This is a genomic window from Mesorhizobium sp. M7A.F.Ca.CA.002.04.1.1, assembly GCF_004022805.1.
Classification (GTDB): Bacteria; Pseudomonadota; Alphaproteobacteria; order Rhizobiales; family Rhizobiaceae; genus Mesorhizobium; species Mesorhizobium ciceri.
The window spans coordinates 1-12725 of the sequence record NZ_RZPL01000072.1 but is presented as its reverse complement, the minus strand read 5'-3'; the positions used below and the strand labels follow the sequence as shown (position 1 = coordinate 12725).

The following is a 12725-nucleotide window of genomic DNA, read 5'->3' as shown; positions in this document are numbered from 1 at the left end:
GCATCTTCCGCCCATGCCAGCAGCTACGCCGCCAGAGCGTCATCCGCAGCCTGCTTGATCAGCCATTCGATGTGATTTGACCACATCTGCAACACCTCGCGCTTCTCCTTGACGTTGCTATAGAGATTGTAGATTTCGCCAATGTCTGTCAAGGACGCCGCCTTGTGATTCAGTATGTGCTCGATGACGTGTGGCAATACCTGCCGCCTGCCGAGATTTGTCGCGAGCGTCCTGCGCAGATCGTGAAGGGTCCAGTTCTCCAAAGCCACCCCGTCAGTATTGACCTTGCCGTCTAGAGCCTTCTTGCCCTTCGCGTAGCCTGAGAAGTGGCTTCTTTCGTTGCCCCTCGCAGGGAAAAAAACGTGTCATTGGTCTTCGGTACCGTCTGGGGGACCGACACCGCCAGTGTGGACAGCGGAATAAGCGTAGGCTCTTCGTTCTTCGTGCGGTCACCCGATAGTTCCATGTTCCGGCTTCAAGGTTGAGGACCAACGCATCGCGGCAACTTCCGTACGCCTCTGTCCGGTCAGAATGAGCAGCTTGACGATGGAGCCGAACGAATAGCCGATATCGCCCGGTTCGGGCTCACAGCCCGTTCATATAGCCGCCAGTTCGGCATCGTTCACCACTCGCTTGCGCTTGACGATCGGGGCCGGATCCGGATTTTCCAATCCCTCGCGGGGAAACCGCGGATGAGCCGTTGCGGCGGTTTGCGACACCAGTTGAAAAATGCCCGCATACACCAGAAGGCCGTGTTAGCCGCTTGCGGGTGACCCCCGGCGACGATCTTCTTGGTGATGTTAGCAATGTCGGTGTCGATCACATGGTGGATAGAGCGACTCCCGAGGGCAGGCACAAGATACCGGTTCAGGCTGGCCTCGACCAGTGCGGTGTTTTGAGGGTCGTTACTCGGCGGCCTGGAGGTGACCGCCATCGCCGTCCTCGGTATCGTCAGCGCTGATATGCGCCTGATCGGCAAGGAAGGCTGGCAGTTCCGATGGAGCTATGCTGGAATTTGGGTGACGAGGCTGATCAAGCGGCGCTCTGCGGCTTCGTTTCGATGACCTGGATTCCGTCCAGGAACCTGGCACCTGCGATGAGTTTCGGCAACTGATTTTGTCCTTTCAATCGTCGCCACTTCCTGGCCGCGGCCAACAGCTTGAAGACCATCAGCTGGGCGGTTTTCGAGGATAGCGAGCCCTTGGTACGCACCGTGCGATAGCGAACGGTTGCAAAGACGCTTTCGATGGGATTGGACGTTCGCAGATGATCCCAGTGTTGGGCGGGGAAATCGTAGAGCGCCAGCGACGCAATATGATCTTTCGTCAGGCAGTCGACCGCCTTGGCATACGCCTCGGCCTCCATCTCGATCGCATGCGCAAGCAATTTGCGCGCGCCGCTGCGAAGTACATCCGTCAGGGTATCATCGATTTCGTCGGGCTGACGAAGGCGAACAATGTGTTGATAGTCTCGTTCATGGCGTATCACTCTCCTTGAGAGGTACTGGCAGGCTTCATCACCCGCCTCGATACGCCGCTCTCCTCAAGCCGCCATCATCCAGTTTCCGCCATGGCTCCCCCTGATTGATCCGCTTCACCTGTGCAACTGCACAGGCTGCCCTAGCGGGGAGATTGGCCTCCAATGGCGAAAGCTTGCCGCAGGAGACCCTCCGATGACCGTGCCTATGGCGCCGCCGCTACGACAACTTGCCGACAAGCAGCGTGCGATCCACTGCCGCGCTACTGCGCCTTCAAGGGACGTCTGGATCGCGACGCAGGAGCCGATGACCGTTACGGGATCAATTCCAGGTCGCGCTGGCCGTCGCTGTGCCAGTTCGACGGTCTGGTGGCAATTTGGGCACATCTTCTGTCGCCGACAGTGGCGATGGCTGACGCTTCAACGAAACGGGGTCTTCGACGTCTGCTGCCTTCGCCGATGCTTTGCGAAGTGGCATAATGTTTCGACGCACGCAGGCGCGGGCAGGGGATGTCAGTCATGAATCTCCTGACTGGCGCGGATCAGGCCGATTGGCGGGATGAAAGATCATACGACTACACCGCTGGCCTGACGCTGCGGGAGTGGGCTTGGGAGTTCTTACGCCGCAATCCAGCGTTCCAGCGCGATCTGACCGCTGCGCGCCAGCATTGCAAGACTTGGTCTCTCCAATCCTTTCTCGATATGGTCGCGTCGGCCGGCGACCTGTCACGCTGGGGTGTTCTGTTTCGCGGAGTCTTGTGGCCGCGCTTCGGTCGTATTCTGGTGTCCGCTCTGGTGCGTCCATGTGCTGCCGGTCATTGCGGAACGGTTGCCTGCCTCGTCGCCGACACCGCCGTTCGAACTCTCGGCATTGCCCTGTCGTGCAATCGTCCTGCTGGCGCCCGACAAGAGCCAGCATGTTCTTCTTCGCAATGCGGACCACGCGCTGCAGCTCGCCGTCTCGGGCGCGAATATCCTCCACCCTGTTTGCCTGCATACGCAAGCCATCTGGCCCGCGGTGCTTTTAAAGCATCGACTGAGGGGACTGGAGTGCCTCAATGCTCTCAGTCTAGGGCAACAGTTGCCCCCCCGCTTGTTTGCGCCGGAAAAGCGCGGCGTTCGTTTGTCCTTCGTTCTTCGTGCGCTCGACGGTTCGCTCGCCGGAGCACCTCATCGCGAGCTCGCCGAAGTTCTCATCGGTCAACGGCGCGTCCATGCCGACTGGGCGGATCCTCGCGATCATCTGCGCGACCGCATCCGTCGGGCCGTCTCGCGTGGCCGCGCGCTCATGAATGGTGGCTACAGAGATTTCCTAATTTGAAAAGCGACAGTCCGCGCTGTGCGTCGGTGGATGAACGTTCGCTCGCAGCTGTACCCGTCACCAACAGTTCGCCCGCCGACAGGACTGCATGGCGCCTTGCAAGTGCGCTCTGGTCTAGCTTGTCGATGCCGAAATGAGATGGGCGAGGGTGCCAAGGCGGTGGTTCATTAGGGCCGGCCTCGACCTGGACGCACATCATTGGTCGGAAAGCGGCGTGCACCGCAATGTCGCCATAGCAGCCAAGATCCTTTGAGGCCGGACCTGCAGTCCTGTTGGACCGGCGGGTGCAACAATATGGAGGGATCTGAGGCCTCACACCGTTCCCTGGTCGACAGCTCGGTCAACATAGCACCCACCGCTTGATTATGGAAATGGTGTGCCTGGAGTGCAGCGAGTAGCGGCTTGCTGCGCACTGTCCTAAGAATAGCAGTCATGACCCGTCTGGGGTTCTGCAACACGACGATTCAACCGCTTGGGCATTGTCGCATATCCCACAATGTAGAATGCGCAACAGGGCAAAAGCTGATCCATCGGCGGTTTATCAATGCTTTTTGGCTTGGCACGGCACATGCAACGCAATCGGCAAAAGGCGCACGAACTGAGTGGCCCATCGGCCCTAGGAGCGCTGACTTATGCCCTCCCAAGGCATGTCCGGCCCGACAGCGAGCTCAGTCTCCTGCCGGGCATCCGTGTTTCAGGTCAACGGCGTTTGGAACTTCCAATTAGGTGGCGGCATTGACCGCAGGCCGCCCCCCGGTGGGGCGGAGAGACAGTGCAGCAGGTTTCAAATCCCGCCCATGCAAAGATATTTCATTTCCAGATAGTCCTCGAGGCCATGACGGGAACCCTCCCGCCCGATGCCGGATTGTTTGATCCCGCCAAACGGTGCCGCCTCCGAGGACATGCGTCCCGTGTTGATGCCAACCATGCCATATTCCAGAGCCTCTGCCACACGCCAGACCCGCTTCAGGTTTGAGGCATAGAAGTATGCGGCGAGGCCGTATATCGTGTCATTGGCCTCGCGCACGACCTGATCCGCATCGTTGAAGCGAATGATCGGCGCGAGCGGCCCGAATGTCTCCTCTTGCGCGACTGCCATGACGCTGGAAATCTCGGTGAGGACCGTGGGTTCGAAAAACGTGCCATTCTTGCCGATACGCTGGCCCCCGCATCGTATTGTGCCGCCTTTCGCAATGGCATCTGCGACGTGAGACTCGATCTTGGCCAGAGCATGCTTGTCGATGAGCGGTCCGATGTCCACTCCGGCATCGAATCCGTCGCCAACCGACAAGTGCCGGATTCTTTCCACGAATTTCTTGACGAACTCATCGTGAACGCTCGATTGGACGTAAATGCGGTTCGCGGAAACGCAGGTCTGGCCGGCATTGCGGAACTTCGCCTGGACCGCACCGTCAACAGCACCGTCAATGTCGGCATCATCGAAGATGATGAAAGGTGCATTGCCGCCGGTTTCAAGGCTGACCTTCTTGATCTGGTCAGAGCACTGACGCATCAGCAGCCGTCCGACCTCGTTCGAACCGGTAAAGCTGATCTTTGGAATTGGTGCAGAGTTCACGGCCCACGCGATCACCTTCGGACGCATAGATCAGGTTGACCACGCCATCGGGAAAGCCGGCCTGATGGGCGAGGGCGAACATTGCGCCAGCCACGAGCGGCGTCTGTTCAGCGGGCTTGAGCACGATTGTGCAGCCCGCAGCCAAGGCCGGCGAGATTTTGCGCGCCACCATGGAGGCCGGGAAATTCCATGGCGTGATCGTGCCAACAACGCCGATGGGCTGCTTGATCACTAGCATTCGGCGGTCTGTCGAGGGTGCCGAGATCGTCTCGCCATAGACGCGATTGGCCTCCTCGGCATACCATTGCAGATACGCCGCCGCATGCGATACCTCTGAAATGGCTTCGGCAAGCGGCTTGCCCATTTCCGCAGTCAGAATCGCGGCGAGATCGCCTGCATGGTCGATGATCAGCTGATGCCATCGCCAAAGAACGTCGCTACGTTCTCGGGCCGTCAACGCGGCCCATCCCGACTGCGCAACATAGGCCTTGTCTACCGCAGCACGTGTCTCCTCCACGCCCATATCGGGAAGCTCTGCCAAAACTTCGCCGGTCGACGGATTGACGACCTCGAACGTCTTATTGCCAACTGGTCTGCCGAGTGCCGGCAGGCGGTCGATGGCTCCAAACAGGTGCGGGGATTTCAGACGGCGGATCATCGGCAGGCACAGGGGCAATACCGGATTCCTCCTCAACGCAGCGAACATCCAGGTCGACAGGCCGTCAGTGTGTATTCTGCACCAGTGGGTTCGTCGTAGGGCCTCGGCAAAGCAGCTGGTAGACCACGCTAGCCCGATGAAAAGACAGCAGTTTCGTTAGTTTGAGTGCCCGCGGTTCATCAATTGATGGATTAAGCAGTCGGATGTTTGCTTCATCCACCATGCCTGCTGGTGGCATGCGACTGAATTCTGCAAAAAGGCGGCATACATGCTGAGGAGCGCCATTTCGGCGAGAGGCCGCCGGACCGCCAATGCCGCGCAAGGTCGGCGAAAACGACTCCGCGCGTCTGCATGATCTGCTTGGCCCACGGGCCTCCACATTCGCTCTTCCCACGAGAAGCCCCGATGAAGAAGGAAGGTGAGATGAGTTTCTTTACTCATCCTTGCCGCCCAGCGGCGGGCCGACCACCAAAATGGCGGGCTCGGCCGAAAGCAGCTTTTTGGCCGCCGCCTTGACCTGTTTGAGCGTCACCCGACCGATGCTGCGGGCGCGACGCTGGTTGTAGTCGACGTCGGCCTTGTGAATCTGCAAATCCAGGAGCCGGTCTGCAATCGAGCGGGTCGAGCCCAGTTGGTCGATGGCATAGGCGCCGATCAGGTGCTTCTTCGACGCCTTGAGCTCGGCCCCGGTCGGTCCTTGCTGCGCCATCTGCTTTACCACATCTCGCACGATGCTCAGTGTTTGGGCAGCGCAGTCCGAGCGTGTCTCTGTCGTAACCAGAAGCGAGTCAAGGGTTAGTTCAGAGCTGACGTGATAGGCAAGGCCGCGTTTTTGACGTACCTCCTCGTAAAGGCGGGAAGTCAAGTATGAGCCGCCAAGGATGTCGTTCAGCAGCACGGCCGCGTAGAAATCCGGCGCGCTAGGCTTCACGCCAGGCCAGGCCAACGTCAGCGAAGTCTGCGGCAGGTCGTAGTTCTCCTCCACCAGTTGACCGAGTTTCGGCGCGACATCGTAGACGGGGACGAGGGTTTGTTGCTCAGGCAAATCACCAAACAGCTGGTCAAGCCTTTCCCTCAACGTGTTCGCGTCAATGTCACCCACCACGGCAATATGGAGCCCGTCGCGAGCGAAAATGGCCTGGTGGAAGGCGCGGAGGTCGGACGGCGTGATGCCGGGCAGGCTCTCTTTTGTGCCTTCTCCCAGCCTTGAACAAGGATGCGCGCCATAGATCGCGCGCAGCCATTTGCGCTGAGCGATGGCGTTAGGGTCTCGCTCGCTGCCGACGATGCGGGAGACAATCTCGGCGCGGACGCGATCGATCGGCCCCTGCTCGAAGCGCGGCGCGTTCAGCGCGAGCCGAAGCAGGCCGAACGCCGCGTCCTGCTTTTTGGAAAGCATGCACATCGATCCGTAGATGTCGTCGCTTTGCGCGTCCAAACTCATTTCGGCGCCGGCATGGTCGAGCTTCACCTGGAAGGCACCGCTGTCGTAATGGCCAGCGCCTTCGATGAACAGGCCGGCCATCAGTTTGGCCATCCCCTCCTTCCCGACCGGGTCCTGCTTGGTGCCGCCCTTGAAGGCAAAGCCGATGTTGACGATTTCCACTGTGTGGTCCTCCACCAGCCAGGCGATGATGCCCTTTTCGGACTTCACCTCCTGGATGTTCATCGCAGCATGGGGCCGAGCGCCGAGCGTCATCTCTTGATTCTCCGTCTTGGGCAAGAGATAGCCCGTGGTCGAACGGTCGAACGCGAGATAGCGGGCGGCAACTGCTTTGATTTGCTCGGGGGTAACCTTGCGGATGCGATTCGGCCGTTCCTCGACATCCTTCACGGTACCGCCGGTGGCCAGCGTCGAGCCGTAGATGCTGGCGAGCCAGTCCAGGTTGTCTTCCGCAAAGATCATATTGAGCAAATAGTGGTCCTTGGCCTTGCCTAGTTCCTCGTTGCTGACACCATCCTCGGCAATGCGGGCAACTTCGGCAGCGGCCGCCGCTTCGAGATCAGCCAGCTTGGCATCGCCGCGCGGTGCGCCATAGATGGCGAACTTGGTGTCGTCGAGCATAGTGCCCTGGAAATAGACGCGGGCGCTGGAAGCGATACCTTGCTGGACAGCGAGCGCCTGGTAGAGCCGGCCGCGGTTACCGCCGCCGAGAATTTCGGCCAGCAGGTCGAGCGCTTCGGCCTCGCCCGGCTTGGCGGTGTGGTAGGACGGCACCACCCACTGCGTCGAAAAACTGGGCACGCTGACGCGGGCGTCTGAGAGCGTGACGGTGCGCCTGGTGTTCTGCTCGGGCTCAACCGGCCGGATGCGCGGCGGCAGGTCAGGTCCGCGCGCCACCTTGCCATAGGTCTTTTCGGCCAGCGCCCGCACCGTGTCCGGTTCGACATCGCCGGCCACGATCAGCACGGAGTTGTTGGGCCAGTAGTACTTTTCATAGAAGACGGTGGCGTCGACGCGGTTCAGCTGCTCGATCTCCTGCATCCAGCCGATGATCGGGATGCGATAGGGGTGGTTCTGCCACAGCGTCGCGTCGATCTCCTCATGGAGAACGTCCTGCGGGTTGGTGTCGGTGCTTGAGCGGCGCTCCTCGATGACCACATCGCGCTCGGTCTTGACGACATCGTCGGTCAGGATGAGGTTTCGCATTCGGTCGGCCTCGAAGCTCATCATCAGCTCGAGCGCCGACGGCGCCACTGTCTGATAGAAGGCGGTGTAGTCGGAGGAGGTGAAGGCGTTGTTGGAGCCGCCGATCTCGAACACTGCGCGGTCGAATTCGCCGCCCGCATGGTTGGTCGTCGCCTTGAACATCAGATGCTCGAAGAAATGGGCGATGCCGGATTTGCCCGGCGGCTCGTCGGCGCTGCCGATCTTGTACCACACCATGTGGGTGACGATCGGCGCCCGGTGGTTGGGAATGACGACCACCTCCATGCCGTTGTCGAGCACGAAATCCCTCGCCTTGCCGTCCTCCCATGCGACGGGGATCGGAGCCGGCCCCGCGCCGACCAACTCGGACGCAACGGACGTCCTGCGAAGCCCATGAGTGCGGGGCTTGCTTGGTAGTTCTGGTAGGGAGAGTGGGGTTATGGGCTGCGTTCCTGGCAAAGTGATCTGTTCCTCATTTTGAAGGATCTATGTCTCCCGAACGCCTATTGGGAGAAAGTGGATCGGCACGCGACGCCGAGCCACATGAGCCGTCAGCGTGTTGCTGGGCCTGACGCGAGCCTCATCTTTGGATGCGTCCGGGAAACTTTCGGCATGGTGAGGCCATGGGAAGTCTGCTCGTTATCCATTGGGTGTTTGCGGATACCTGAGCATGCCCCGTGCCAAGTAAGAAAGCCCCGATTCGCAAGGTTTGATCCAACCTTGATACTTGCGATATCCGACATTGTCGGGCATCCGACAGAAAGCGCCTTTCGCCGGCGCGCCGGCTATGACGCTCGCCTCCTCCGGCGTGACGACGATCCTTTGGCGGGCGCCGCGCACACCGATCTGCCCGCCTATCAGCACCGCGACATCGAAGGACAGCGCGATCGTGACTGGATGGGTCTTACGCAAACATGCAGCAGTGCCACCGCGATCAGGACTTCATCCGCCCCACAAAGACCCGAGCGCGAGGGACGACGTGTAAGGCAACATGTCATCCTCGATAATGATGCCGCGCATAAAGAGGTAAGGTCCCTCGTCGTACCGGCGAGCCCCTTCGCTGGGTCTCGCGAGGGTCTGGTTTGCGAACGTCGACCGACAGCATCACGGCATGGGCGGCCCCATCGGTAGGCAAGCATTGACCGTGCCATCAGCGTTGAGGCAGCGCAGAGCCCAATTTCCCGGTGCCAGCCGGTACGTTGGAGCTTCAACTGTGGCCAGCCAAGCGGGCCGAGGCCGTGAAACTCCTGATACCCTGGACCGTCCGGATTGCAACGCACGACGCCTTGGTCTCGCGCCAACGTCCATTGACGCTCAGCGAAGCATCATGCGGACGAGCTGGGAAAGCTTGGCCGGGCCGGCGCCTTCCCAGGCGCATGGGACGCGCGACGACCCATGTGGACCTTGGATTTCACTACGCACTTACGCTGCTTTGGCCTTGTCAGCAGCCTGAGCATAAAGCGTGCTCAGCTTTCAGGGCGAGCCTCTTTCATGTTGATAGCATCTGTCGTCATTCAGGATCGCCCCATTTTCGCATGCCGCTTGCAGCTTTCAGACTGTTGTCAGCCAGGGCCGCCATAAAGGGTCTCGTTTAACGCATTCGGGAGGCTTCATCACTCGACCACATTAATTTCGGGCCGTTCGCCGGCGCTCCGAATGGCACTTAACACCAGATCCTCTCCAAACCCGTGATGATCCAAGAGGAAAACGAAAAATCCCTAAATCATAAAAAAGCACCGATACGGTCGGCTCCAGGCTGATGAAATTGCGGTCTCACTGGCCACGCACGATACTTGCGATGGCGATGGCCATTGCAAAGGCCGGTCAAGCACCCAAGACGCTGACAAGCACGCCTCCGACCAAAGCTCGATCGTTGGCAGCCTTTCTAGCCGTATACTTGGGGCATTTTGGGACGGCGATCCGGACGCCGATTAAAACCTGCCGGTCGTCTAAATGGAATGGTTGGTCCGGGTCCTTACTGGACCTGCGCCAACCCGATCGGGCCGGCGCACAGGGGCACCCAGACAATTGGACACGTCGCCTTTGCGCGGCGGCTTGCACTTTCTCGGATGGCCTTTTTTCTCCCCGGGCGAAATCGAGCGAGCGGTGAGGCGGAGCCTTCGATTTTGCCGATCATGTCGTGTCGCTTCGATCGAACTGCTCAGACGATGATAGCGGCATTGATTGCCGCGGCCGAAATGCGTTGTGTGAAGTACGATTTCTACGCCGTATACATACTGCCGTACAGTTCGCCCTGTCAGCAGCCTTGCCAGCAATCCGCCCTGTGTCCAACTGTCGTCGAATTCACCGGTGTCATTGAGGAATTCGTATGATCGCCTCGAAACCATCATTGCGACCGCGGGCGGGCGACGCAAGCTCTAGACTGCCACCGATCCGCTGGATAACCATGTTAGCGATATGTAGACCAAGGCCTGAGCCCGCAGCAGGAGTAGCACCACGACTAAATCGCTTTGTAAGCCCTTCGAGGTCGGGGAGGGGCACCACCGGTCCGGCGTTTGCAATAGCGATGGTTCCATCAGTTTGGACGGAAACTGTTGTCGGAACAGTGGGCAGTCCATGTATCAGCGCATTCTCGATCAGGTTACGAAGGAGGATCCCAAACGCATCGACATCCACTTTGCGCATCAAAGTGGGGCAGCCGTCGACGTTAAGATGCAGGCGTCCGGCATATTGCGGCTTTTTCCTCAGGTCATCGATTTCCAGCCGAACCGATCGGACAAGATCGATCGCGTGATCCGCCATGCCAACCCCCGATTCGGCTTGAGCGAGCTGAAGCACTTTTTCGACAAGGCGGCCAAGGCTCGACAGCGCTTGCTCGATGCCGCGCGCACGCATTTTGGCCGACCCATTGGGAAGCTCGGCCACTAATCTCTGCATCTGAGCGATTGAACCTGCGATCGGCGTGCGCAGTTCATGCGCACTGTTTGCGGCGAACTCGCGTTCGGCCTCGAGAGCCGCCCGCAGACGATCGAGAAGCCGATTGACGGATGCCGCGATTGGAGCCAACTCTGCCGGGAAATCGCCCAAGTCCATTGGTGACAGATTGCCGCCGTCGCGCGATCCGATCTGCTGTCGCAGTACCTCGATTGGCCGCAGCGAGCGCCGGATCACGATCCACCAAACAGCTAAGCTAAAGGGCAGGAGCACGAGTGTCGGAAGGAAGACAAAAAGTGCGCCCTTCGCGATTGTGGTACGGCGGCCATCAAGCGGTTCGGCCAACTGATGATACACGCCGTCTTGGATCTCCTCTGTGTAGACGCGGTAATCAGCGTTTCGCCAAAAGCCGTTACTCAGGGGAGCATCAGGGAAGGGCTGCTGACCCTCTTCCGGTTCAGAAATAAGCACTACCCCGTACTTATTAATAACCTGCTCACGATAGGTCCAGTACTTTTCATAAGTTGGCAAGTGGTTATTGTATTGATCAACGTGTTTTCCATTCAAGACCTTGATCAGCTCTGGTTCTCTGTACTCTGCGCTCCCCTGGAGCAAGTCATCCGAACTTTCGTTTACATTATTGCAAAAAATGAACGCAGCAATGGTTGGGGCGGCGATCCAAACCAGGAGCGTTGCCCCGCCTAACCACGATATCAGCTTTCTCGTCATGCTGTTCGAGTTCGTCATGTGACCACGAGCCTGTATCCGGAGCCACGCACGGTTGCTATTCTATCCCCGCCGATCTTCTTGCGGAGCCGGCTGACATAAACCTCCACTGTGTTGCTCTCGAACTCCGAATTGAATGAATAAAGCGCGTGCTCGATCCTCCCCTTTGAAACGACCGAACCGGGCCGGCGTAGAAGGCAGTCGAGCACCGCCCATTCGCGTCCAGACAGGTGGACCTCCTGCCCGTCGCGGAAGAGGCGTCGCTCGGCTGCCTGTATGGAAAGCGTCCCAACCGAAAATTGCGGCTCCGGAAAATGCCCTTGGCGACGTGCCACTGCACGGATGCGTGCCGAGAGTTCCCCCAGATCGAACGGCTTGACCAAATAGTCGTCGGCGCCAGCGTTGAGCCCCTCGATGCGATGCGAAATCCGATCGCGGGCTGTCAGAATGATGACCGGCGTTGTATCAAGCCCCTTGATCAGCTCCCGCAGATAGTCGATGCCATTGCCGTCCGGCAGGTGAACGTCGAGCAAAATAACGTCGTAGCCGGCCACAGCTGCATGACCGCGCGCTCCGGACAGGCCCTCGGCCCAGTCGACCGCGTGGCCACCAGCCACCAAATGATCGTGCACAGCACTTCTAAGGTCGTCGTCGTCTTCAATGAGCAGTATTCGCATCAGGCTGCCGAGCTCCGGTATGAGGGCAAGGCTCCTGCCTTATTGATCGAAGCTGACAGTAGGCTGAACCGGCGCCAGCGAATATCTGGGGGCTTTCAGGCTGCTGTCAGCTACAATTGCAAGAAAGGGGTCGTTAACAAAGCCAAACGAAGAGGCCTTATGAAACCCCTCCTGATCTCGGCACTTTTGCTCAATGTGACCACCGGCGGCTGTACACTGGTTGGCGGGCAATTCGACGTGGCGGTCAACGAATGGCAGCCGCGCCACGCGTCAATGTCCAGGCTTGAAACTGACAGGTGTCTTAAATACGAGGGCACCGTAGCGGGTGCCTCCAGTTATCGAACAGTGCCTAGCAGGTCAGAAGTGCACTTTGACCATAGGGGTCGTCCGTATTTTCGGCGCTCGCGAACAGAGTCGACGGTCAATCGATGCGCCACTGCCAGAGTCTGGAACGGTCAAGTGTTTGTTATCCCCCGTCCGGGCCATATTCTCTGCCGAGGACCAAGAAGGCCCTATTTTCGGTGCCCACGAACAGAGCCAACGGTCAATCGATGCGCCACTGCCAGGGTCTGGAACGGTCAAGTGTTTGTGATCCCCTGTCCCGGCCGTGTTCTCTGCCGAACTCGCCCTTGTAGTCGGCACACCAAAGATCGTTAGGGCGACAGCCGTTTGAAAGTGGTGTCCCCGTCGCCCTGTTGCGCCTGCGCTTGCGGCGCTCGACCATGCCGTGGCGGTCGAGCACGGCA

Annotated in this window: 5 protein-coding genes and 4 pseudogenes; 1 reads left to right on the top strand and 8 read right to left on the bottom strand. The window is 59.4% G+C overall.

The features are described from left to right. Nucleotides 1-23: 23 nt before the first annotated feature. Both ENZ75_RS06220 and ENZ75_RS06215 read right to left on the bottom strand, forming a co-directional pair. Nucleotides 24-269 carry a tyrosine-type recombinase/integrase gene (locus ENZ75_RS06220; protein ID WP_082826569.1) on the bottom strand — a complete coding sequence of 82 codons (246 nt, stop codon included), beginning with the start codon at nt 267-269 and terminating at the stop codon, nt 24-26. Between the two features lie 763 nt (nt 270-1032). Continuing rightward, nucleotides 1033-1488 carry a transposase gene (locus ENZ75_RS06215; RefSeq protein ID WP_256748481.1) on the bottom strand — a complete coding sequence of 152 codons (456 nt, stop codon included), beginning with the start codon at nt 1486-1488 and terminating at the stop codon, nt 1033-1035. Nucleotides 1489-2281: 793 nt separating this feature from the next. On the opposite strand from ENZ75_RS06215, the gene ENZ75_RS06210 reads away from it, so the two are divergent. Beyond that, the gene (locus ENZ75_RS06210; RefSeq protein ID WP_224570032.1) at nt 2282-2797 is read left to right on the top strand and encodes a DUF2285 domain-containing protein; all 516 of its coding nucleotides are present in this window, start codon (nt 2282-2284) and stop codon (nt 2795-2797) included. Nucleotides 2798-3581: 784 nt separating this feature from the next. On the opposite strand, the pseudogene ENZ75_RS06205 reads toward ENZ75_RS06210, so the two are convergent. The 6 genes and pseudogenes from ENZ75_RS06205 to ENZ75_RS06180 form a co-directional block, all read right to left on the bottom strand. Further along, nucleotides 3582-5049 (bottom strand): annotated as a pseudogene (locus ENZ75_RS06205) (NAD-dependent succinate-semialdehyde dehydrogenase). A 415-nt stretch (nt 5050-5464) separates the two neighbouring features. Then, nucleotides 5465-6190: pseudogene (locus ENZ75_RS35725) on the bottom strand (pitrilysin family protein); the annotation flags it as partial. Between the two features lie 549 nt (nt 6191-6739). Beyond that, nucleotides 6740-8044, bottom strand: a pseudogene (locus tag ENZ75_RS06195) (pitrilysin family protein); the annotation flags it as partial. Nucleotides 8045-9994: 1950 nt separating this feature from the next. Continuing rightward, entirely contained in the window at nt 9995-11323 is a 1329-nt protein-coding gene (locus ENZ75_RS06190; protein ID WP_063169275.1) for a HAMP domain-containing sensor histidine kinase, read from the bottom strand. After that, entirely contained in the window at nt 11320-11979 is a 660-nt protein-coding gene (locus ENZ75_RS06185) for a response regulator transcription factor (protein WP_024505389.1), read from the bottom strand. The genes ENZ75_RS06190 and ENZ75_RS06185 overlap by 4 nt, the downstream gene beginning before the upstream one ends. A gap of 619 nt (nt 11980-12598) precedes the next feature. After that, nucleotides 12599-12725: pseudogene (locus tag ENZ75_RS06180) on the bottom strand (integrase); the annotation flags it as partial.